Below are 20,076 nucleotides of genomic sequence, written 5' to 3' on the forward strand. Positions count from 1 at the left end.
ACGTGATGCCGGTCTATGTGAAGCACCCCTGGGTTGCGTGCAACCTTGGGGTGCTACCCATCAAGTCGACGCCATCAACTGCGCCCCACTGAACCCGTGACCGGCAGATTGCCCAGCAACTTGAGTCCGGTGCTTTTCACGAAAGCGTCATAGTCGATCGGTCTCTCGATACGGGTTTCCGCGTTGGGCAGTACGTAAGCCCAGGCCCGCTTGGACGATGCGTCATACACCAGCTTGAACAGGCGCGTCGGTACCCAGACCTTGTTGTCGCCAATCGTCGCGTGGCCAGCGTCGAACAGCGGTCCGGTGAAGACAAAGACATTGCCGTCGGCCCGTTTGGCAAACTTCCTGACGTCGGACTCGACCTTGCTCCAGATCTTGCGGTTATTGGTCGGGTCTTGCGGAACCATGTTCGACAGCGCGAAGGACTGGGCCATGGCATTGGGGCTCGGTGCATCGGCAGCCGGGGATTGATGACCGCGGTCCACGGCCGGATGCTGGCTGCGGTAATCGCTCAATTCTGCCCGCCCCCCCTTGGGGATACGAGGGTCCGGGTAGAACTGGTTAGTGCGTTCCTCCCCTTTTGCATCCTGAAGCTGCGCGGCATTCAGACGCTCTACGACCACCAGCGGCGTCTTGCTGGTTTGTGAGTACAGCACCGCGAAATTGTCGGAACACAGGGCCAGGGGGTTCATGGTGGAAGGCACGGAGGCCAGGTTGATCGGTCTGGAGGCCGGGAACAGATCCGCGCAGCCATCGAACGACGGTTGCTTCTGTTTGTTTGAGTAGAGGTCCAGTGCCGCGCTCTGGCTGATCGAACCGGAGCGGGACTGCGGCTCCTGATGCTGGGCGGGCGGCTTGATGAAGTCCAGCAGACTGCGGGCTTCTGCCCCGGTCGAGAGCAAAACAAGGGCTGACAGCCCAACTGCAATTTTGCGTAGGTGCATGCTTTAGATTCTTTGAATGGAATGGCGGGGAAAGCGTACGGCGAGTGCCGTATCACGGAACCTGGTGGAGATTGTTGCGGTTACATGGTGGCGAGCATGCTTTCACTGTCCTTGATCAAAATACCGATACGAACCCGATCGGCTACGAGCAGCATGACCACTGAAGGGTCGTGCGGGATTTATTGACCGTCACAACTCACATTAGTGCTCAACGGCGCTCGCATTCTACGCGCACGTCGAAGAAGCGATCGACAGGGAACAGCCGTGGATTCATAAAAGACCGCAGCCTGCGGCCGTTCCTGCAGGCTGCGATATGTGATGGCGACACCTGTTCAAGCCGTTGGGCATGCTCAGGCTGCGGCAAGCCCTCCATCGATCAGGTAGATCGCCGCAGAAAACGTCACGATCGACAGCACCGTGCTGACCAGAATGGAGGTCGCGGCTTCACTCTGATAAGCACCGGTCTGGTTCGCGAACATGGCCGGGATGGTCGCCGACGGAAGCGCACAAAGCAGAATCATCTGTTGTGCGTAAAGGCCGTGCGTGCCCAGCAAAACCGTGGCGGCGAACATCAACACCGGGTGAATGAACAGCTTGAGCCCGAGGTTGCCCCACACTTCACCGGACATTTTCAGTTTCTCCGACGACATGATCAAACCCAGGCACAGCAGCGATACGCCAGGCGTCGCCTTGCCCAGAAGCGTGAGGGACTCCGCCGCAATCGGTGGCATCTTGACCTGCAGCAGCGAGATCAGAATGCCCAGGGCCGGTGCCCACATCAGCGGACGGCGGACCGCTCCCGACAGGCTCGACACGAATGCCTGGGAACCACTGCCCTTTCCATCGGCGATGGTGAGCAACATGGTCGTCAGCGGGATCATCACCAGACTCGCGACCAGGTTCAGCACGAGCACCGAATAAATGCTGCCGGCGCCGTACATCGTCGCGAGGATGGGGATGCCCATGAAAGCTGCGTCCGGGTAACCGTTGACGAAGCCCTTGAGCGTTGCAACCTTGAGATTGCGAGTGGTGAACCAGCCGATCGCCAGCGCTATCGTGTACATGCCCATGATGCCGATGAACGTGGCCGCGACGAACTTGAAGTCGAGGAGCTGTTCACGCGGCGTGCTCGCCATCCCGACAAAAAGCAGCGCCGGGAATATCCAGCCGAGTACCAGCCGGCTGATCAGCAGGCTGTCCGAATGGGTCAGTCGTCCGCGCTTGCCGGCGATATAGCCCAGCGCGATCACAAAGGCGACGGGCAGAATGGGCCCTACGATCCTGTCTAACATGTCCGCAATCCTCGTATTTATTTTTATCAAGAATGTCGCCATCGCTGATCGCGGCCGACGGCTGTTGCGTCGGCCGCGATCACCCGGCAAAGACCGGGCGGCTTGGGTGGTCAGGGTTTGAAGCGGTAGTCCCGGATGACGTCCTGGTCTGGCTCGATGCCGAGCCCCGGCCCTTGCGGTACGTCGATGCGGCCGTTACGCGGAATGATGGCGTCGCCATACAGCTGCGCTTCGAGATCGAAGTAACGCCATTCGACCAAGGATTTCGCACCGCCCAGGGCCGCACTGCCATGCACGGCGGCCAGCAGGCCGGGGCCGTCATAAAAGGCGTGGACCATCACGGTGACGCCGTGGGCGTTAGCCAGCGCATAGACTTTTTGCAGTTCGGTGATGCCACCCATTTTGGCCGGGCTGGGCTGAACGAAATCGACCGCGCCGGCTTCAAGCAGGTGCTGGAAGTCCATCAGCGTCGACGCGTTTTCGCCGGCTGCAACCGGGATGCCGCCTTGCTTGCGCACCGTCGCCAGCCCCGAATAGTTTTCCGGCGGCCACACCGGCTCTTCGATCCAGCGCAGATTCAACGGGCGAAGTTTCTCGGTCATGTCGAGCGCTTCGCGCACCGTCCAGGGGGCGTTGACGTCGAGGGTGATTTCCACGTCGGGACCTGCGGCTTCGCACGCGGCGCGGATGACCTCGACATCCACCTCGTGCAACTTGAGGTGGCGGAAACCGCTGTTGACCGCACGCTGTACGTTGATGCGGATGAGTTCAGGGTCGGCATAGCGGATCAGGCTTGCATAGGCCGCCAGCGAAGTGGCCTCACTGCCGCCAAGCAGCTGGTAGATCGGCCTGCCGGCCGCCTTGCCCGCGATATCCCACAGCGCGATGTCAATCGCCGAAAGCCCATAGATGAACGCACCGCTGCGACCGAAGACGTGAAATTTCTTCTGCAGATCGCCCTGCAACTTCTCGCGCCGAGTGGCATCACTGCCGATCAGTTCGGGCGCAAGAATAGTGTCGATCACGACTTTCACGGCGGGTATCGCGGTAAAACCGAAGGTTTCGCCCCAGCCCACGATACCGTCATCGGTGGTGATCTTGACCACGAGGGAATCGACCATCTGAAGGTCTTTCGGCCCCCATACCCCGCCGGCCGACCGTCCTCCCGTGGTAAAGGGGATCCGCAGCGGAATGGTTTCAATACTGGCAATTTTCATAGACGGTGCCTCAAGCAGGTTGCAACGGTGGCGCGGTGTTTTCGGATTTCGCCCGTGCCAGGTTGAGGACAACGTACAAGACATTCTGTTGTCCTTCAACTGAACAACACCTGCTTTTTGAACACTCCATATCCAAACGACATTTAACCTATTGGTTTTATTGGTTATTTTGTTTTATGTCGATAATGAAATTCAGTTTCAACTGTCAGGAACAAGTCTTCTGATGTAGATTAAGTAGACAAGTGAGAGGAATGAATCCGCATGAGTGAAATGAATGTGCAACCCGTGGCGCGGCGCCCTCATCTGGCTGAGCACATCGCCCGCTCGTTGAGTGAAGAGATTGCCTCCGGCCGACTGCGGCCAGGCGACCGCCTTCCGACCGAACAGTTTCTCTCGCAAAACTTCGGCGTCAGCAGGAATGTGGTGCGCGAAGGCATCGCCACGCTTCGAGCCCAGGGACTGATCCAGTCGCGCCAGGGCGTGGGCGTATTCGTCTCGGCCGCCGCCCAGTCGCCGGAGCCTTTGGCGCCGCGTGAAAGCACGCCGTTGCTGGACGGTGACAATACGATGCGCAACATGTTCGAAGTACGGGCTGTACTGGAAAGCCAGGCCGCTGCGCTGGCGGCATCGCATATGACGCCCCACACGCTGAAAACGATTCAGGCGGCGGTGCTGCGAATGCAGTACGAAGGGGAACCGACTCTGGACACGGTCAACGCTGACCTCGACTTCCATCGGGCGGTGGCTGCCGCGTCAGGCAACGACTATCTCGAGACAATGATCCGCACGGTGCTCGAACCGATGCGAGCGCTGATCTCCATGACCTTTGCACGGCGGGGTCCGGTGTTCAGCAATATTCCCCATGCAGCGCGCGGCGAGCATGAAGACCTCGTGCAGGCATTCATCAACCGGGATGCGGAAGCGGCGCGTCGGATCATGGGCCAGCACATTGTCAGTGCCGCATCGCGATTCGGCTACGAGATCACGTTCTTCTGAGGCCGCCAGTTGTCTCATTGTTCTACAACAAACCAGGTGACTGCGACGCAGTTGCGCCGAGGGACAGGCACCAGGGATCTGTCCCCTGCTTCCATCAAGGCACCAGCAGTGCTTCATGGATCTCGATGGAAGGAACGGCACCGCCCACACGCCGGCTATCAAGCCAGCCCCTGGTTTTGCCGACATCAAAAATCTGGCCCTGCTCCATCAGCGTCAGGATGAGCTCATCGGACACGCGATAGCGGCCACACTCCGGGCAATCTCTCTCTTCCCAGGGGCCGTGACACTGAATGCGCTGTGCGATGCCGGCACAAATAAGACAACTCATCACGATCACCTTTTTATAGTTGTGCCCGATCCGTCATGGCCCTCACGCTGGAGCGCACTGATCTGGCAGGTGATGGGTCGACAGAAGAAAGGTGGGTAAAGTTCGAGGCCTTGTCGCTTACAGTTCGAACAGGTCGCATTCGTTGATCCGCTCATCGCCCGCGAACGTTTAAGGCAATACCCATAGCATCAATTCAGGTCCATCAGACGCGCCCGCACGAGCGCGCAGATGTCATGGAAACGGAACGACCGGCACCTGGCTTAAAGGCATTCCTGCGCGGCACGTTCGAGTGGGGAAGGACCGAAAGTCGAAGCCAGCAGCGCGCGCTCGTACAAAAACACCTTGCCGCCATTCGATGCCTTGTCCTTGTAGGCCTCGAGTACATCGTCCGCGGCGACTTTGCTGGACACGACGATCCGGTAGCTGCGCTGGGTCTCCGATACGGTGGCTTGCAGCGAGTCGTTCTGCAGTTTCGGTAATACGCAGTGCGCATAATCCGCAGGAGCTTTCCTGGTCTGCAACGTCAGCGTCGGGGCGTTCGGGGCCGAGGCACAGCCGGACAACAGCAAGCATGCGACGAGCGCTTGCCGGGTCAACATTTTCATCGCGCAAATTCCTGGGAAGCATTTGGATGTGCGCGATTTTCCTTGTTTTTGGCAAACAACAAAACTTGTGATCGGTGATGGTCACTATTACCTGAACGAATAGTCACCCGCAGTGACCAGGCTCAGTCAGGCTTATCGACTTTCGTTGAGGGCTCCGCGGCACGACTGCCCTTGAACGCATCACGCCGCGCCTGTCGCTCCAGGGCATAAGCGGCACTCGGCTCACTGATCAGTTCTTCACGGCGCAACAGCTGGCCGCAATGTTCGCAAAGCGGCCCGAGCCCGGCGGGTTGCCCGCAGGTCTGGTGGGTGTATCGGACCGCCAGGCCCTCCTCTTGCGATTTGCACCAGGTTTCCCCCCAGGCACGCAAGGCAAGAATCACCGAGTAAAAGGCCTGCCCCTTTTCAGTGAGGTGGTACTCGTGACGCAGCGGCCGTTCGCTGTAGGCACGACGTTCGACCAGCCCGTCGGCTTCCAGGCTTTTCAGGCGTGCGGCGACCATCTGGGGAGTGCCACCTGTCTGCGCCTGGATCTCATCGAAGCGATGACTGCGCATGAACAATTCCCTGAGCACCAGCACGGTCCAGCGATCTCCGACGACCGATTCGGCCCGGGAAATCGGGCACAGGGTTTCAGGACTACTCTTTTTTATCGCCATACGGTCTTGCCTCTTTCACACTTACTATGATTATCATATCTACAACATGCCAAGGCAAGCCCGTGGCACGGATCAACCCCTTCCCTGGAGAACCGTCATGTCGAACGCTGCCTACCCGCTTGGCCGGACCGCTTACCTGCTGGTCGACCCCTACAACGATTTTCTGTCCGAGGGCGGCAAAGTCTTCCCCTTGATCAAGCCGATCGCCGAGCAAGTCGGCCTGCTCGACAACCTGCGCGCCCTCGATCGTACTGTCCGCTCCCTCGACATTCCGGTGGTCATCGTACCGCACCGGCGCTGGGAAAAAGGCGACTACGAAAACTGGGATCACCCGAGCCCCTCCCAGTGCAAGATCCAGCACATGCACCACTTCGCACGCGGGGAATGGGGCGGTGAATGGCACCCGGATTTCGCGCCAAAGGACGGTGACATCGTTGTTTCCGAACACTGGGGATCGAGCGGTTTCGCCAACACCGACCTCGATTTCCGCTTGAAGCAAATGGGTGTCACCCACGTGATCATCGTCGGCCTGCTGGCCAATACCTGCATTGAGGCCACCGCCCGTTACGCTCAGGAACTCGGCTACCACGTCACCCTGGTGCGAGACGCCACTGCGGCATTCAAGCCGGAAATGATGCACGCCGCCCATGAACTCAACGGCCCGACGTTCGCCCACGCCATCGTGACGACGGACGAACTCATCGCCACGCTGGCGCAGTAAGGTGCACAAGATGAAATTGACCGGAAATCTGCTGATCGGCGCCCATGAAATCCCTGCCACCGAAGGGACCATGAAGGCGCTGAACCCCGCGACCAACCAGCTCATCGAGCCGGATTTCGCCCTGGGCGGCGTCGAGCAGGTCGACAGGGCCGCGACCCTCGCCGACGAGGCCTTTGACGCCTACAGCCATACCTCGCTCGCCGAGCGCTCGGCGTTCCTCGAACGCATCGCCGACCATCTCGATGCCGCCAGCAAAGCGCTCGCGGCACGGGCAGCGCTGGAGACCGGTTTGCCCGAGGCGCAACTGCAGGGTGAAGTCGCAAGAGCCGCCACCCAGTTCCGCCAGTTCGCCGATGTCGTGCGCAAAGGGCGCTTCCTGCAAGTGGCCATCGACCCGGCGCAACCTGATCGCCAACCCCGCCCGCGCATGGACCATCGACTGCAGAAAATCGCCATCGGCCCGGTAGCGATTTTTGGCGCGAGCAACTTCCCTATCAGCTACTCGGTGGCCGGTGGCGACACCGCTTCGGCATTGGCCTCTGGCGCAACAGTCATCGTCAAGGCCCACAACGCCCACCCGGGCGCCTCGGAAATTCAGGCCCGAGCCATCCGCCAGGCGGTGCAGGACAGCGGACTGCCTGAAGGTGTGTTCTCCATGGTGCGCGGCAGTGGCAACGCGATTGGCGAAGCCCTGGTCGACCATCCGTTGATCAAGGCGGTGACCTTCACCGGCTCGGAACAAGGTGGCATGGCGCTGTACCGTCGTGCGCAACAGCGCCCGGAACCGATTCCGGTGTTTACCGAGATGACCAGCGTCAACCCCACATTCGTCCTGCCCCACGCGCTGGCCGGGCGTGGTTCGCAGATCGGTGATGGTTTCGCCGAGCGCATGTTGGTCAACGTCGGTCAGGCCTGCCTCAAACCGGCGATCCTGATCGCCATCGAAGGCACCGGATTTGACGCATTGCGCGCCGCGATGGCCCAGCGCGCGGCCCAAGCAGGTGCGCGTCCGATGCTGACGCCGGGCATTCACGCGTCTTACATCCGCGGCCTCGACGACCTGCAACGCGCCGGCGCCCGACTGGCGGCCGAGGGGGAGCCCGCCCATGGGGATCTGGATGGCCACTCTGCGTTGCTGGAAGTCGATGGCGCGCATTTTCTCAGCGAGACGGCACTGGCGCACGAAGTGTTCGGGCCGGCGGCGTTGTTGGTGAAGGTCAGGGACGCGGCGCAAATGCTCGCCGTCGCCCGCTCGCTTCGCGGTCAGCTCAGCGCTGCCATGCACCTTGAGCAGACGGACATCGAACTGGCCCGGCGCTTGCTGCCGATATTGGAGCGTCGCACCGGGCGCATTGTCGTCAACGCGTTTGCCCACCCACAGGAGGTGTCCTTCGCCACCATCCACGGGGGACCGTTTCCGGCATCATCGGACAGCCGCTTCACCTCGGTGGGCATGACGTCCATTGAGCGTTTCCTGCGTCCGGTGTCGTATCAGGGCTTTCCCGATGCGCTGCTACCGGAGGCACTGCGAGACATCAACGCCCTTGCAGTGCCACGCAGCGTGGACGGTCAGTAGGTGTCAACGAAGGCCCGGTACTCAGGGGGTTACCGGGTCTTTTTCCAAGGTATGCACCTGGTTCCGGCCATTGCGCTTGGCCTGGTACAACGCGTCATCAGCGCGGGTCACCAAGCTTTCCAGGTTGTCGCCGGGTTCAGTGAAGGCGACACCAAAGGACGCGGTGACCGTGTCCAGCACGGTGTCGGTGCCCCGCGCCTTGATCCGCAGCGACTGGACTTTCAACCGCAGTTGTTCGGCGAAGGCGTTGGCCACGGTAAGATCGGCGCAGTGTTCGAGCACCACACAAAATTCCTCACCGCCGTAGCGCGCCGCGAAAGCGTTGGCTGGCAGCGCGTCGCGCAGTACCTGACCCACATGCTGAAGCACCCGATCGCCCAGCGGATGACCGTACTGATCGTTGAACTGCTTGAAATGATCGATATCCAGCATGACCAGCGCCACGTTTTGCGACGCTTTGACCAGCGCTTGCTCCAGCTGGCGGGTGAACGCAGACCGATTGAGCAGCTCGGTCAGGCCATCCAGCGTGGCGGCCCGCTGCGCACGCTCGAGCTTGTCCCGCAGGGTTTTGATTTCGCTTTGCGCTGATTGCAACTGGGCAAGGAAGTGTTCCTGCTGGCTCTGCATCAGCCGGGTGCTCTGCTGCAGCTCGCTCAAGATGTCCGGCAGACGAGCGCTGACCGGCTCATCGAGCATCTCCATGCACTGGCCGAGACGGCTCTGAAAAGTCAGATTGCCCTTGACGCTGCGCGAGACATCCCGCTCCATGCCATCCACCAGGCTGATGACCTGATGCTGGTCCGCGCGGACATCGTCCAGTTCGTCACGGATGATGTGCTCGCGAAACAGCTTGGTGGCGGATTCTGGCGGAAAGTAGTCGAAGTCTCTGAGCACCCGGTCCAGGTGACGATTGAGCTCCGGGTCCTGGCCCTTGCTATAGGTGTACCAGAGCGCGTAATGCACAGGATTGGGCGCAATGTTGTGGCGGACCATCAGGGGCACGGCTCGCTTGAGCAAGGCCGCGGCTTCCCGGGTGTCCTCCGGATACAGCGCTAAAACATTCGCACGCGATTCTGATTGGCTCATGGCATCACTGTGGTTATTGGTCTTGGGCATTCGCAGCGTGCGATGAAGCATACCGATACGCCCGACAAACGGCTATCCATAACTAGCGGTTTTGCGGCCGTCGATAGGGTTCGATGAACCCGCAACCAAGGATTTCGTTCAGGCGCCGGGTATCGCTCATTCGGCGAAACAACCCGGGCGTGCGCCACGGCGCGTGACCGTCAATGTTCGGTGCGCCCAACCCGGCCAGCACGTCGTCGATCAGTACGGAGCGGGTTTCGAACGAAATTCGCGTCAATCCGGTGTTGTTACCCACGCCGGCATGGGCATGCGCCCCGGAAAAGGCAATCAGGCTCCCCGGGGCGATATCCACGGCCACCCCCTGCTGCGGGTCGATTGCCTCCAGTAGATGCGGGATGGCCTCGTCGGCATCCACCGCATTACGACCGTCACGATGGGAGCGCTCAAGGATCGCGCGCATATCGAAATCCGCACTGCAATTGCGCAGCGCTTGCTGCCACAGGTGCGGATACAAGGCAACGGTCCGCCCTGTCGTGATCGGATAGATCGGCGCCCACCAGTTGGTTTGTGCATAGAGATTCGAGCCCCAGGTATCGCGGTGAAAGGCGATGGTGGCGGTGGTGCGGGCGCGCGGCGTCGATTGCCGGGGTTCTCGGTGAGGTTGAAAACGCAGGTGCAGGCGGTCACAGGCCAGGGCATCGGGGGCCAGGCCCAGGCTTTCCACCACGGCCCGCCAATGCTCGCGAACCTCTTTCGAGCGGGCAAAGGCGTTCTGACATTGGGCAAAACGCAGCGTTTGTTCATCATGGCTCAGATAACGGTGAATCTCTGGCGGCGCCCAGGGATGCAGCGCGTCTTCCAGCCATGCACGGGTCAATGCCACCAGTGCCGCCATGGCGGGCAACTCGGCAATACGAATGATCTCGCCGGCATAGATCCGATCGTGAAACTGCCGAGCGCTGCCCGGTCTTTGCAGTGAGCTGTACATGACCTGATCTCCCTAAACGTAGCGCTCTTGACTGTAGAGGTGAGCCGATTGCGCCGGGAAGCATCAGGCGTGGCGGAAAAAGGCGGATCAGCTCAAGGTGAACCGGCGCGCCAATGTCTGCCGAGCGAAACGAAAAAAGCCCTGCACGCGTGAACCTGCAGGGCTTTCTGGTCTAGCTGACCTTCTCATTCACCCGGCCTGACCGGCCGGTTATTCATTTGCTCAACAACACTTCGGTCCAGCCTTGCTGCCGTAACGGGCTTCCTGGCGTTCGCGGAAGAACGCCTCGTAGTCCATCACCGGTTGGTCCGGGTGTTTGGTTTGCATGTGCTCGACGTAGTTGTCGTAGTCGGGCATGCCGACCATCAGGCGCGCGGCTTGCCCGAGGTATTTACCGAGGCGACTCAAGTCATTGAACATGGCGCACTCCTCGCTTACGCCTCTGGCAATGCCTGGAATGGCGCTTCTTTATCCGTACGCTCCTTGGTGCCCCAGGCCGCGACACCGACCTTCAGCGCAAAGAACAGGATGCTGAACACTACGAACAGGAACAGCGCGGTCAGTGTTGCGTTGGTGTAGGCGTTGAAGATCACATGCTGCATCTGTGTGATGTCCTTGGCCGGCGCCAGCACCTGGCCGTTGGCCAGCGCATCGCTGTACTTCTTGGCCAGTGCCAGGAAACCGATCGCCGGGTTGGCGTCGAACAGCTTGATGAAGCCGGCGGTGGTGGTGCAGATCAGCAACCACACGGCAGGCAACAGCGTGACCCAGACGTAACGCTGGCGTTTCATCTTGATCAGCACGACGGTGCCGAGCATCAGCGCGATACCGGCCAGCATCTGGTTGGAGATGCCGAACAGTGGCCACAGGGTATTGATGCCACCCAGCGGATCGATCACGCCTTGATACAGCAGGTAACCCCACATCGCCACACAACCGGCGGTCGCGATCAGGTTGGCGGTCCAGGATTCCGTACGGCGCAGCGCCGGCACGAAGGACCCGAGCAAGTCCTGGAGCATGAAGCGACCGGCACGGGTACCGGCGTCGACCGCCGTCAGGATGAACAGCGCTTCGAACAGGATCGCGAAGTGGTACCAGAACGCCATGGTGTTTTCACCCGGCAGGACGTGGTGCAGGATCTGCGCGATACCGACCGCCAGGGTCGGCGCACCACCGGCACGGGCCAGGATCGTCGTTTCACCGATGTCCCTGGCGACCGCTTGCAGGGCGTCCGGTGTAATGGTGAAGCCCCAGCTGCTGACGGTTTGCGCGACGCTCACGGCATCGGCGCCCACCACGGCGGCCGGACTGTTCATGGCGAAATACACGCCCGGATCGATCACCGAAGCCGCGACCATGGCCATGATGGCGACGAAGGATTCCATCAGCATGCCGCCGTAACCGATGTAACGGGCATGGCCTTCACTGGCGAGCAGTTTCGGTGTGGTGCCGGAAGCGATCAACGCGTGGAAACCGGACACCGCGCCACAGGCGATGGTGATGAACAGGAACGGGAACAGACCGCCCTTCCACACCGGGCCGGTGCCGTCGATGAACTGGGTCAGTGCCGGCATTTTCAGCTCGGGCATGGTCACCAGGATGCCGATGGCCAGGGCCACGATGGTGCCGATTTTCAGGAAGGTCGACAGGTAATCGCGCGGTGCCAGGATCAGCCACACTGGCAGCACGGCAGCGACGAAGCCGTAGCCGATCAGCATCCAGGTGATCTGGATTCCCGTGAAGGTAAAGGCTTTGGCCCACACCGGATCGGCGGCAATCTGCCCGCCCAGCCAGATCGAACCCAGCAACAGCACTACGCCGATCACCGAAATTTCACCGATACGGCCCGGGCGGATGTAGCGCATGTAGATGCCCATGAACATCGCGATCGGGATGGTCGCCATCACCGTGAACATGCCCCACGGGCTGTCCGCCAGGGCCTTGACCACGATCAGCGCCAGCACCGCGAGGATGATGATCATGATCAGGAAGCAGCCGAACAGCGCGATGGTCCCGGGAATGCGGCCCATTTCTTCACGGACCATATCGCCCAGGGAGCGGCCGTTGCGGCGGGTGGACATGAACAGGACCATGAAGTCCTGCACGGCGCCAGCCAGCACCACGCCGGCGATCAGCCACAGCGTGCCGGGCAGGTAGCCCATTTGCGCCGCCAGCACCGGACCGACCAGCGGACCCGCGCCCGCGATGGCCGCGAAGTGGTGACCGAAGAGCACGTGCTTGTTGGTCGGTACGTAGTCCAGACCATCGTTGTTGAGCACAGCGGGAGTGGCTCGATTGGGGTCGAGCTGCATCACTTTATTAGCGATGAACAGGCTGTAATAGCGATAAGCAACCAGATAGATAGCGACGGCTGCAACGACGATCCACAGGGCGTTGATCGCTTCGCCGCGGCGCAAGGCCACGACACTCAGCGCAACCGCTCCCAGGACGGCCACGGCAAACCAGGCAAGGTGTTTAGCCAGACGGGGCATACAAGGTCTCCTGCCGACAGCCAGTGGACTGCGGCGGTAATTTTTATAATTGTGTCCGCAATGCGGAGCTGGCCCAATATCCCCGTATGTCGTCCACAAATAAATCCGCGTTACTACGTACGTGTTTTCTACGTAGTTCTACGTAGACGCCCCTCCCCCAATCCCCTGTAGGAGCGAGCCTGCTCGCGATGTACGTCAGGGCAACGCGGGCATTCAGACAACCCGCGTTATCGTTGACGCCCCTCCCGAGCAGGAGGTCTGCATGACCAGCGGACCTTTGGCTATCTCCTACAAGGTGCTTGTTTGGCATATGATCCCGAGCCTTCGCGGGGGCAGGAGTCAAGATGCAGCTCAAACACAAAATCGTCGCGCTCGGGATTCTGCCGCTGGTACTGGCCATCGCCGTCATCTGTGCGCTGGTGATTTCCCTCAATCGCCAGCTGGGTGATCAACAGGCACAGCTGATCGAAGACAGCATTCTGGCGAGCAAGCGCGCGGAACTGAAAAACTACGTGGAAATGGCGCAGAGCCTGATCGCGCCGCTGTACGACGACGGCCACGGAGACGCGCATGCCCAGCAACAGGTGCTCGAAGAACTGCGAAAGCTGAGCTTTGGCATCAACGGTTACTTCTTCGTTTATGACCACGAGGGCCGCAGCCTGATGCATGCGCGGCAATCGGATCTGGTAGGCCAATACCTGTGGGACATGAAAGACCCCCACGGTTTGCCGGTGATTCAGGCGCTGCTCAAAAGCGCGCAATCGGGCGAAGGTTTTCAACGCTACGCGTGGAACAAACCCTCCTCCGGCCAGGTGACCGACAAGCTCGCTTATGTGGTGATGCTCGACCGTTGGGGCTGGATGCTCGGCACCGGCATCTACCTTGAAGACGTCGAACGCGCTACCCAGCAGGCCCGTGCCGAAGTCGCCCAAGGCATTCGCAAGACGATGATGGCGATTGCCGTGGTCGCACTGGTGGCGGTGCTGTTCGTCTTCGCCACCGGCATGACCCTGAATGTCAGCGAGCATCGTCTGGCCGATAAAAAACTGCAGCGCCTGACCCAGCGCATTGTCAGCCTGCAGGAAGAAGAACGATCACGGGTTTCCCGCGAACTGCACGATGGCATCAGTCAGGTGCTGGTCTCGATCAAGTTTCAGTTCGAACTGGCCAGCCATGTTCTGGAGAACGGACAGGACAAAGGCCTGGGCATTTTGAGAGACGCCACTGAACGCCTGGGCCAGGCGATTGGCGAAGTGCGCAGCCTCTCCCACGACCTGCGCTCGTCCTTGCTCGACACCCTGGGCCTGCCGGCCGCCATCGGCCAACTGGCCGCCGAATTCGAGCAACGCAGCGGGCTGACGGTGACGTACAACGACAACGAGTTCGACTGCCAGTTGGTCGATGGCGCCGCCGTTTCGCTGTTTCGTATCGTCCAGGAAGGCCTGACCAACATCGAACGCCACGCTCAGGCCAAAAACGTCTCCATCACCTTGCACGGTTCGGAAGAAAACGTGCGCCTGACGGTGGTCGATGACGGTGTCGGTTTCAACGTCGCTCAGGTCGAGCGTCGTCACGCCGGCATTGGCTTGCGTAATATCCGCGAACGTGTCGAACATTTTGGCGGGCGTTTCGAGTTGATCTCGATGCCGGGAAGAAGCTCGCTGGATGTTCTGCTACCCATGAAACCCTCGGGCAGCCAACGCTGACTGCGCCCAAGAACAACAAGAGTGAATGCCTACGATGACCCTGCCCTCCCCGATCCGCGTCGCCCTGGTTGACGATCACTCCCTGGTCCGTGACGGGATCAAGGCGCTGCTGGGCGTGATGGCGCCCCTGGAAGTGGTGGGTGAAGCCGAGAGCGGTGCCGAGGCCATCGAGATGGTCGGGCGCTGCCAGCCAGACCTGTTGCTGGTCGATATCAGCCTGCGGGACATGAACGGCCTTGAACTGACCCGCGTCCTGCGCAGTCAGTATCCGGCGCTCAAGGTGCTGGTGCTGAGCATGTACGATAACTATGAGTACGTGAGTGAGTCGGTGCGTTCCGGTGCCAGCGGCTATGTGCTGAAAAACGCACCGTCACGGGAGATCATCGCCGCCATCGAGGCCATCACCAGCGGCGGCACCTTCTACAGCGCCGAAATCGCCCAACGGCTCATCGCCGATAAAAACACCGACAATGAGCTGACCCCTCGTGAAAGCCAGGTGCTCTACAAAATGGCCCAGGGCTTGAACAACAAGGAAATGGCACGAGAGCTGGACATCAGCGTGCGCACGGTGGAAACCCATCGCCTGAGCATCCGCCGCAAGCTCAACATCGACAAACCCGCGGCACTGGTCAAATACGCGATCGATCACGGGATCATTTCGCGCTAACCCCCATTCGTGCCCTCGGGATCGCCGTCGCCGGCAAGCCGGCGCCTTCAGGTGACCGTCTTATCAGGCCTCAGAGCTTGGCAATCGAGACTTCGGTGGATTTCACGAAGGCAATGACTTCGCTGCCCACTTTCAACTCGAGGTCGCGCACCGAACGGGTGGTAATCACCGACGTGACAATGCCGGAGGCGGTTTGCACGTCGATTTCCGAGACCACTTCGCCCAGCAGAATTTCCTTGATGACGCCCTTGAACTGGTTACGGACGTTGATCGCTTTGATAGTCATGGTGAGGCTTCCTGTCTGATGTCGAGTACATCCACATGGATGTGCAGGACCTCAAGGTGCACTGAGTGAATACACATTAAAAGGAATAAATAATTCTTTTATTATTCCTTTTGGAGATATCAAGCCACCCTATTCAACGGCCTGAAACGTTGACTCCAATAAGAACAAAATAGAATTAATAAATACAAAAACAGTATTTATCGTTATAAAAATATCCGCGTACTCTCACTTCATCCCGTCATTCATCTACACAGTGAAGTGCCCCATGAATCCGACTGACAACCTCATCGACTTCGCCAGCTATCGCAAACGCAAACACGCTCAGCAACGGGCTCGGGCCATGTGGGAAATGTATGCACGCAACGCCGGACTCCAGGCATTTCAATGGGTACAAGCTGCCCGGGCCACCGAGACGCGTCACGCGTGAACGCGCATCAACCCTCGCGCTTCCTGATGAGCGCCGATGAACCGGTACTGGATTTGAATCACCTGGACCCACAGGATGAAGATGCCAACTGCGAGCGGGTCGCACAGAATCTTCAACGCCTGCGCAGCAAGCGCCTTCTGTCACTCGATGCCCTGGCCCGACAGTGCGGTGTAAGCCGGGCGATGCTCGCGCAGATCGAATCCGGCCGCAGCGTGCCGTCGATCAAAGTGCTGTGCAAAATCGCCAAGGGCTTGAAGGTATCGGTGGCCGCCTTTCTTGAGCATCGGGCCTTTGAAGGCGTGGCGGTATTGTCGGCCAGTCAGAGCAAGCGCCTGGTCAGCGCCAACGGCACTTTTGTCAGTCGCGCCCTGTTTCCCTACGACGTTGCGCGACAATCGGAATTTTACGAGTTGCGCTTGAGCCCGCTGGGCGAGGATCAGTCCGAGGGTCATGGTCCTGGTGTCCAGGAAAACCTGGTGGTGGCTCAGGGGGTGCTGGAAATCAGCGTCAACGATGAGCGCTATCTGCTTTCCACCGGGGATTCGATTCTGTTTTATGCCGACCAGCCCCATCGCTATCGCAACCCCGCCGACAGTGAAGCGGTGGCGTACCTGGTGGTGACTTACCCGGAACGCCTGGACTGAACCACCTATAACGGCGGGAGCCGGCTTGCCTCCTCCCGCCGATCGCCAATGAAAAGCCCGGCCAATTCGCATTGGCCGGGCTTTTCAACGCTTGCCGCCAGGGATCAGCAGGTGCAGCACATCAGTGGCATGCCATTGCAGCTCATCATCATCGGCATGCTGCAATCGTTCATCATTTTCATCATCAGGGCGCAGCAGTTTTTCATCATGTCCATGTTCATGCCGGCCATCGGCATGATTTTGCACATCATGCCGTCGGCCATCATGGTGCATTCCATCACGCACTTCATCGATGGCATCGGCATACCCATCATCGGCATTGGCATCATCATGTTCATCATCGGCATGGCCATGCTCGCCTGAGACATGCACATCATGCTCATGTTGCCGCAATGCATCATCATCGGCATGCCGCAGTTCATCATCATCTGCATCATTTCAGCGCTGTTCTTGAACATCGCCATGTCCATGCCAGCGGCCGGCATCATCTTGCACATCATGCCGTCGTCCATCATTTCGCAGGTCATGGTCGCCATCATCATCGGCATGCCCATCATCGGCATCATTGGCATGCTGGTGTTCATCGGCATTTGCATCGGCATGGCGTTCATCATGGTGTTGCTCCCTGAAGGATTGGATAGTTGGACGAAGCTGATGGGACGGATTCTATGGAATCGGCCAGGCGCAACAAGCTGATGGTCAAACAGCCAAAGTCGATGTCAGGGCAGCTTTAACGAGGCAGGCAGGACGGATATTTCCGTTAGGACAAATGATTGTCTTCGATCGCGGACAGAATAAATGCGGCGACATGGATTTTGCGGCTATGGATATGCCCGTCGAGCCTATTCAAATAACCGAAAGAAATAATCGGTCTAAACGGGGCTGAATTTCAGGCAAAAAAAATCCCAGGCAGCTGATGGACGCCTGGGATTTAAAAATGCATAAACCGTGGTGGTGAACGCGGCGCGGATATTACGGAATATTTCGCTCTGTAACAAGATATTTTAATTAACCACGTGGTTACTAAGCGTTCTAACCCTCTAAATATCCTGATATTTTTTAAGGCTAAGGTAGAAATCACCTTAACTTGGGCGAAACCTGACACATGCAATCGGGATCAGAGGATCCGCTGCCGCCCTCAGGTGACGATCAACTCATCCAGGTCATTGAACTATCCGATTGAATCCTACAGACAGTCGCGCACGCCCTTGCGCAGCGCGCCTGATTTGGCCCAGGGTGGCCCCTGATAAAGTGATACGCGGCTGCCATCCTTGTACTTCACGATATCCAGCACTTCATCGGCAGTGACGATACTCGGCGCGGTAATCCTGTAGCCGTTGGAAATCGAGATCTGAGTGGTGTGGGATATCTCCTTCTGCCACTCGGGCAACACACACGCCGCGAGCTCTTTTGGTGTCTTTTCACTGTACTTGCTGACGTTCGGTTCACCTGGGACCAGGGACGTCGGCAATGAACACCCCGCCAATAACGCCAATCCAACTCCGCCCATCAACATCCGGCTCTGCATAAAGCGCCCTTAATTCCTGAAAACATGAAATGTAGCGTGTCGTCGCCCTGACATCCATTTCTCACAACGACATGGGTGAGTCCGGCCACTCAGTGGCCGACCGTATTATCGCCGGGGCCGGGGTAGGAGCGCGTGTTGAGATAAGTCATCCACCGCTCATAGGCCTCGTGCTGCCATTGCGTGACCCGCTCCCATTCCGGCCCACTGAGCCGGTGCTCGGAAATGAGTGTCATCATTGCGCTGGTGGCTGCATCCAGATCCACGATCAGCTCATGAGCGTGCGCCCGGAAGTCATCGGTCGTTGTCATTTGCATTGCCCCCGCCCAGGAAATCGATACTCCAATACGACAGCGGATTTACGAGTTCGCGCAAACTTCCCGACCAAAGGAAGCAGCACGGGATCAGGCGAACACAACGCCCCATTGGGAAACGGGTCTAAAATTTCGTAGCGCAGACATTCAGGAGGTCATCATGTGGCTTAACGAGTCGGAACAAGAACTTCGCCGTGATTTGCAGAGTGTTGCGTCGGATTTGAGGTGGTCCGCCGTGGAACTGTTACGCATCGCCGAGCAGTTGCGCCAGGCCGGCAATGACGTAGACGCACAGGCCGCCCTGCGGCTGTGCGAAGTTTTCCAGAGCAATGAAGGACGATTGGCGGGTTACGCCGAAGAAGTCAAAGCCCGGGCCATCAGTCGAACCACCAAAACTCACTGAGCGGAGCACCGACATGAACAGGCTTCTGTGCTCGCTGGTCGTGGTGCTGACGGCATTGAGTGGCTGTAATACCGAGTCTGGGGCGTTCCGGGGGCAGCCGCTGGTGGCCAAGGTCGACACCGGCATGAGCAAGGAACAGGTCCAGCAGATCGGCGGCCCACCGCTATCGATAACGGACCGCACCGTCGAGCCCGGCACCTGCTTCGATTACACGTTGACCCAATCCGGCAAAAAACAGCCGTACAACGTCAGTTTCGACAGCCGAGGAAAGGTCGACCACACCAGTTTCATGACCTGCGCCGAATGGAGCCACGCGCAGCAAAAAGCCAGGGAGCCTTCGCACTCCGGTGGCGGAGGCTACTGACCACCGCGCCAACGTCAAAAAGCCCCGGAATGCCGGGGCTTTACATGCAATCAACTGGCTTACTGGCTGTTCGCCTGCCTGCCCGAGCGTGCCTTGTAGCCAGGAAGCGACGCTGCAAACGCCAGTGCTTCTTCGCGGCTGCCAAATGAGGCAAGACGGTCACCTTTGGTGCATACCCGCCACGGACCGTTGTTCACGCTGATTACGTCATAGCCGTTCATATGCATCTTGTTCAACATCGAAAGACTCATAGTCACCTCCGTTTTGGCAGTGATGTCCAAGTTGACGTGCCTACCTTACACCCACCCTTTGTCCGAATGCCGACCAGACGTCGTATCACCACGGCCGATTCAATGGCACTTTCAGGTATCACTCACATCGAACAACACAACCACAGGCAAAACGGCACGCGGCGTGAATATTGCATTTTTGTTACAGTTCTATGACAGCAAGCGATCAGGTCACACATGAAAGTACGCGCAACCGTCATTTGCGAGCAGGACCGGCACATTCTCCTCGTGCGTAAGCTGAGGTGCCGCTGGGCGCTGCCCGGTGGCAAAGTCGAGCCCGGAGAAACCCGGGCTGACGCCGCCATACGCGAACTGCAGGAAGAAACCGGCCTGTACGCCGACGAGATGCTGTACCTGATGGAACTGGAAACCGGCGATACCCGACACCACGTCTACGAAGCCTCCGTGGTGAATCTGCATGAGGTCCGGGCGCAAAATGAAATTGTCGACTTCATCTGGTTCCCGATGGATACCGTACAAAACCTGAGCACCAGCGACGCCACGCTGCGCATCATCAAAGCGTTCCAGCGTCGCCTGTAACGG

General features: G+C 59.3%; 25 protein-coding genes. 10 read left to right on the plus strand and 15 right to left on the minus strand.

Annotation, left to right across the window (positions count from 1 at the left end; all coding sequences use genetic code 11):
- Positions 1 to 74 precede the first annotated feature (74 nt).
- The 3 genes from BLV61_RS02910 to BLV61_RS02920 form a co-directional block, all read right to left on the minus strand.
- On the minus strand, positions 75 to 947 hold the full coding sequence (locus tag BLV61_RS02910; protein ID WP_090462404.1) for a DNA/RNA non-specific endonuclease: 873 nt from the start codon (positions 945 to 947) through the stop codon (positions 75 to 77).
- 350 nt (positions 948 to 1,297) lie between these two features.
- Positions 1,298 to 2,239: an AEC family transporter gene (locus tag BLV61_RS02915; RefSeq protein ID WP_047529896.1), complete on the minus strand. Its 942-nt coding sequence runs from the start codon at positions 2,237 to 2,239 to the stop codon at positions 1,298 to 1,300.
- A 110-nt stretch (positions 2,240 to 2,349) separates the two neighbouring features.
- Positions 2,350 to 3,456, minus strand: coding sequence for a mandelate racemase/muconate lactonizing enzyme family protein (locus tag BLV61_RS02920; protein WP_090462407.1), 1,107 nt, complete (start codon positions 3,454 to 3,456; stop codon positions 2,350 to 2,352).
- A gap of 261 nt (positions 3,457 to 3,717) precedes the next feature.
- On the opposite strand from BLV61_RS02920, the gene BLV61_RS02925 reads away from it, so the two are divergent.
- Positions 3,718 to 4,452 (plus strand): FadR/GntR family transcriptional regulator, encoded by a 735-nt coding sequence (locus BLV61_RS02925; RefSeq protein WP_090462409.1) that lies wholly within the window; start codon positions 3,718 to 3,720, stop codon positions 4,450 to 4,452.
- 94 nt (positions 4,453 to 4,546) lie between these two features.
- Here BLV61_RS02925 and BLV61_RS02930 read toward each other — a convergent pair whose 3' ends face one another.
- From BLV61_RS02930 to BLV61_RS02940, 3 genes are all read right to left on the minus strand, one after another.
- Complete coding sequence (locus tag BLV61_RS02930) at positions 4,547 to 4,780, minus strand: hypothetical protein (protein ID WP_090462411.1); 234 nt, start codon at positions 4,778 to 4,780, stop codon at positions 4,547 to 4,549.
- A 260-nt stretch (positions 4,781 to 5,040) separates the two neighbouring features.
- Positions 5,041 to 5,385 carry a hypothetical protein gene (locus BLV61_RS02935; RefSeq protein WP_047529901.1) on the minus strand — a complete coding sequence of 115 codons (345 nt, stop codon included), beginning with the start codon at positions 5,383 to 5,385 and terminating at the stop codon, positions 5,041 to 5,043.
- A gap of 122 nt (positions 5,386 to 5,507) precedes the next feature.
- Complete coding sequence (locus BLV61_RS02940; protein WP_047529903.1) at positions 5,508 to 6,044, minus strand: winged helix-turn-helix transcriptional regulator; 537 nt, start codon at positions 6,042 to 6,044, stop codon at positions 5,508 to 5,510.
- A 97-nt stretch (positions 6,045 to 6,141) separates the two neighbouring features.
- Here BLV61_RS02940 and BLV61_RS02945 point away from each other — a divergent pair, with 97 nt between their 5' ends.
- Positions 6,142 to 6,765: a cysteine hydrolase family protein gene (locus BLV61_RS02945; protein WP_090462413.1), complete on the plus strand. Its 624-nt coding sequence runs from the start codon at positions 6,142 to 6,144 to the stop codon at positions 6,763 to 6,765.
- 10 nt (positions 6,766 to 6,775) lie between these two features.
- A complete protein-coding gene (locus tag BLV61_RS02950) occupies positions 6,776 to 8,341 on the plus strand; it encodes an aldehyde dehydrogenase (NADP(+)) (RefSeq protein WP_090462416.1) in 1,566 nt (521 codons plus the stop codon).
- Between the two features lie 21 nt (positions 8,342 to 8,362).
- On the opposite strand, the gene BLV61_RS02955 is transcribed toward BLV61_RS02950, so the two are convergent.
- The 4 genes from BLV61_RS02955 to BLV61_RS02970 all read right to left on the minus strand — a co-directional run bounded on the left by BLV61_RS02955 (position 8,363) and on the right by BLV61_RS02970 (position 12,907).
- Positions 8,363 to 9,427, minus strand: a complete 1,065-nt coding sequence (locus tag BLV61_RS02955; RefSeq protein WP_244159792.1) for a GGDEF domain-containing protein — start codon at positions 9,425 to 9,427, stop codon at positions 8,363 to 8,365.
- Positions 9,428 to 9,509: 82 nt separating this feature from the next.
- On the minus strand, positions 9,510 to 10,415 hold the full coding sequence (locus BLV61_RS02960; protein ID WP_090462418.1) for a phytanoyl-CoA dioxygenase family protein: 906 nt from the start codon (positions 10,413 to 10,415) through the stop codon (positions 9,510 to 9,512).
- Positions 10,416 to 10,637: 222 nt separating this feature from the next.
- Positions 10,638 to 10,835 carry a YbdD/YjiX family protein gene (locus BLV61_RS02965; protein WP_047529911.1) on the minus strand — a complete coding sequence of 66 codons (198 nt, stop codon included), beginning with the start codon at positions 10,833 to 10,835 and terminating at the stop codon, positions 10,638 to 10,640.
- Between the two features lie 14 nt (positions 10,836 to 10,849).
- Positions 10,850 to 12,907, minus strand: coding sequence for a carbon starvation CstA family protein (locus BLV61_RS02970; RefSeq protein ID WP_090462420.1), 2,058 nt, complete (start codon positions 12,905 to 12,907; stop codon positions 10,850 to 10,852).
- 344 nt (positions 12,908 to 13,251) lie between these two features.
- On the opposite strand from BLV61_RS02970, the gene BLV61_RS02975 reads away from it, so the two are divergent.
- The gene (locus BLV61_RS02975; protein WP_047529913.1) at positions 13,252 to 14,613 is read left to right on the plus strand and encodes a cache domain-containing protein; all 1,362 of its coding nucleotides are present in this window, start codon (positions 13,252 to 13,254) and stop codon (positions 14,611 to 14,613) included.
- 34 nt (positions 14,614 to 14,647) lie between these two features.
- Positions 14,648 to 15,280 carry a response regulator gene (locus BLV61_RS02980; RefSeq protein WP_047529914.1) on the plus strand — a complete coding sequence of 211 codons (633 nt, stop codon included), beginning with the start codon at positions 14,648 to 14,650 and terminating at the stop codon, positions 15,278 to 15,280.
- Between the two features lie 70 nt (positions 15,281 to 15,350).
- On the opposite strand, the gene BLV61_RS02985 is transcribed toward BLV61_RS02980, so the two are convergent.
- Positions 15,351 to 15,566 (minus strand): TOBE domain-containing protein, encoded by a 216-nt coding sequence (locus tag BLV61_RS02985; RefSeq protein WP_003173733.1) that lies wholly within the window; start codon positions 15,564 to 15,566, stop codon positions 15,351 to 15,353.
- A gap of 265 nt (positions 15,567 to 15,831) precedes the next feature.
- On the opposite strand from BLV61_RS02985, the gene BLV61_RS31245 reads away from it, so the two are divergent.
- Together BLV61_RS31245 and BLV61_RS02990 are read left to right on the plus strand one after the other, a co-directional pair.
- Positions 15,832 to 15,993, plus strand: a complete 162-nt coding sequence (locus tag BLV61_RS31245) for a hypothetical protein (RefSeq protein WP_167361775.1) — start codon at positions 15,832 to 15,834, stop codon at positions 15,991 to 15,993.
- Positions 15,990 to 16,637, plus strand: a complete 648-nt coding sequence (locus BLV61_RS02990; protein WP_090462422.1) for a helix-turn-helix domain-containing protein — start codon at positions 15,990 to 15,992, stop codon at positions 16,635 to 16,637. Before BLV61_RS31245 ends, BLV61_RS02990 begins: the two co-directional genes overlap by 4 nt.
- 104 nt (positions 16,638 to 16,741) lie before the next feature.
- Here BLV61_RS02990 and BLV61_RS02995 read toward each other — a convergent pair whose 3' ends face one another.
- From BLV61_RS02995 to BLV61_RS03005, 3 genes are all read right to left on the minus strand, one after another.
- Positions 16,742 to 17,251 carry a hypothetical protein gene (locus BLV61_RS02995; RefSeq protein WP_081997896.1) on the minus strand — a complete coding sequence of 170 codons (510 nt, stop codon included), beginning with the start codon at positions 17,249 to 17,251 and terminating at the stop codon, positions 16,742 to 16,744.
- A gap of 572 nt (positions 17,252 to 17,823) precedes the next feature.
- Positions 17,824 to 18,165, minus strand: a complete 342-nt coding sequence (locus BLV61_RS03000; protein ID WP_047529926.1) for a hypothetical protein — start codon at positions 18,163 to 18,165, stop codon at positions 17,824 to 17,826.
- An 89-nt stretch (positions 18,166 to 18,254) separates the two neighbouring features.
- The gene (locus tag BLV61_RS03005; protein ID WP_047538777.1) at positions 18,255 to 18,473 is read right to left on the minus strand and encodes a hypothetical protein; all 219 of its coding nucleotides are present in this window, start codon (positions 18,471 to 18,473) and stop codon (positions 18,255 to 18,257) included.
- 163 nt (positions 18,474 to 18,636) lie between these two features.
- Here BLV61_RS03005 and BLV61_RS31490 point away from each other — a divergent pair, with 163 nt between their 5' ends.
- Together BLV61_RS31490 and osmE are read left to right on the plus strand one after the other, a co-directional pair.
- Entirely contained in the window at positions 18,637 to 18,879 is a 243-nt protein-coding gene (locus BLV61_RS31490; protein WP_047529928.1) for a hypothetical protein, read from the plus strand.
- 13 nt (positions 18,880 to 18,892) lie between these two features.
- Positions 18,893 to 19,243: an osmotically-inducible lipoprotein OsmE gene (osmE, locus tag BLV61_RS03015; protein WP_090462424.1), complete on the plus strand. Its 351-nt coding sequence runs from the start codon at positions 18,893 to 18,895 to the stop codon at positions 19,241 to 19,243.
- 59 nt (positions 19,244 to 19,302) lie between these two features.
- On the opposite strand, the gene BLV61_RS03020 is transcribed toward osmE, so the two are convergent.
- Positions 19,303 to 19,494, minus strand: coding sequence for a hypothetical protein (locus BLV61_RS03020; RefSeq protein ID WP_047529932.1), 192 nt, complete (start codon positions 19,492 to 19,494; stop codon positions 19,303 to 19,305).
- 216 nt (positions 19,495 to 19,710) lie between these two features.
- On the opposite strand from BLV61_RS03020, the gene BLV61_RS03025 reads away from it, so the two are divergent.
- A complete protein-coding gene (locus tag BLV61_RS03025; RefSeq protein WP_047529934.1) occupies positions 19,711 to 20,073 on the plus strand; it encodes an NUDIX hydrolase in 363 nt (120 codons plus the stop codon).
- Positions 20,074 to 20,076 lie beyond the last annotated feature (3 nt).

Origin of the sequence: Pseudomonas mohnii (assembly GCF_900105115.1) — a bacterium.
GTDB classification, from domain to species: domain Bacteria; phylum Pseudomonadota; class Gammaproteobacteria; order Pseudomonadales; family Pseudomonadaceae; genus Aquipseudomonas; species Aquipseudomonas mohnii.

Excerpts from the sequence above, each read along its gene's own strand:
- BLV61_RS02940 (WP_047529903.1), bottom strand. The coding sequence starts at position 6,044 with ATGGCGATAAAAAAGAGTAGTCCTGAAACCCTGTGCCCGATTTCCCGG.
- BLV61_RS02960 (WP_090462418.1), bottom strand. The coding sequence starts at position 10,415 with ATGTACAGCTCACTGCAAAGACCGGGCAGCGCTCGGCAGTTTCACGAT.
- BLV61_RS03000 (WP_047529926.1), bottom strand. The coding sequence starts at position 18,165 with ATGCAGAGCCGGATGTTGATGGGCGGAGTTGGATTGGCGTTATTGGCG.
- BLV61_RS02995 (WP_081997896.1), bottom strand. The coding sequence starts at position 17,251 with ATGATGAACGCCATGCCGATGCAAATGCCGATGAACACCAGCATGCCA.
- BLV61_RS02945 (WP_090462413.1), top strand. The coding sequence starts at position 6,142 with ATGTCGAACGCTGCCTACCCGCTTGGCCGGACCGCTTACCTGCTGGTC.
- BLV61_RS02930 (WP_090462411.1), bottom strand. The coding sequence starts at position 4,780 with ATGAGTTGTCTTATTTGTGCCGGCATCGCACAGCGCATTCAGTGTCAC.
- BLV61_RS02980 (WP_047529914.1), top strand. The coding sequence starts at position 14,648 with ATGACCCTGCCCTCCCCGATCCGCGTCGCCCTGGTTGACGATCACTCC.
- BLV61_RS02975 (WP_047529913.1), top strand. The coding sequence starts at position 13,252 with ATGCAGCTCAAACACAAAATCGTCGCGCTCGGGATTCTGCCGCTGGTA.
- BLV61_RS02950 (WP_090462416.1), top strand. The coding sequence starts at position 6,776 with ATGAAATTGACCGGAAATCTGCTGATCGGCGCCCATGAAATCCCTGCC.
- BLV61_RS02955 (WP_244159792.1), bottom strand. The coding sequence starts at position 9,427 with ATGAGCCAATCAGAATCGCGTGCGAATGTTTTAGCGCTGTATCCGGAG.
- BLV61_RS03005 (WP_047538777.1), bottom strand. The coding sequence starts at position 18,473 with ATGACAACGACCGATGACTTCCGGGCGCACGCTCATGAGCTGATCGTG.
- BLV61_RS03025 (WP_047529934.1), top strand. The coding sequence starts at position 19,711 with ATGAAAGTACGCGCAACCGTCATTTGCGAGCAGGACCGGCACATTCTC.
- BLV61_RS02985 (WP_003173733.1), bottom strand. The coding sequence starts at position 15,566 with ATGACTATCAAAGCGATCAACGTCCGTAACCAGTTCAAGGGCGTCATC.
- BLV61_RS02910 (WP_090462404.1), bottom strand. The coding sequence starts at position 947 with ATGCACCTACGCAAAATTGCAGTTGGGCTGTCAGCCCTTGTTTTGCTC.
- BLV61_RS02915 (WP_047529896.1), bottom strand. The coding sequence starts at position 2,239 with ATGTTAGACAGGATCGTAGGGCCCATTCTGCCCGTCGCCTTTGTGATC.
- BLV61_RS02920 (WP_090462407.1), bottom strand. The coding sequence starts at position 3,456 with ATGAAAATTGCCAGTATTGAAACCATTCCGCTGCGGATCCCCTTTACC.
- BLV61_RS02970 (WP_090462420.1), bottom strand. The coding sequence starts at position 12,907 with ATGCCCCGTCTGGCTAAACACCTTGCCTGGTTTGCCGTGGCCGTCCTG.
- BLV61_RS02925 (WP_090462409.1), top strand. The coding sequence starts at position 3,718 with ATGAGTGAAATGAATGTGCAACCCGTGGCGCGGCGCCCTCATCTGGCT.
- BLV61_RS02935 (WP_047529901.1), bottom strand. The coding sequence starts at position 5,385 with ATGAAAATGTTGACCCGGCAAGCGCTCGTCGCATGCTTGCTGTTGTCC.
- BLV61_RS03020 (WP_047529932.1), bottom strand. The coding sequence starts at position 19,494 with ATGAGTCTTTCGATGTTGAACAAGATGCATATGAACGGCTATGACGTA.
- osmE (WP_090462424.1), top strand. The coding sequence starts at position 18,893 with ATGAACAGGCTTCTGTGCTCGCTGGTCGTGGTGCTGACGGCATTGAGT.
- BLV61_RS31245 (WP_167361775.1), top strand. The coding sequence starts at position 15,832 with ATGAATCCGACTGACAACCTCATCGACTTCGCCAGCTATCGCAAACGC.
- BLV61_RS31490 (WP_047529928.1), top strand. The coding sequence starts at position 18,637 with ATGTGGCTTAACGAGTCGGAACAAGAACTTCGCCGTGATTTGCAGAGT.
- BLV61_RS02965 (WP_047529911.1), bottom strand. The coding sequence starts at position 10,835 with ATGTTCAATGACTTGAGTCGCCTCGGTAAATACCTCGGGCAAGCCGCG.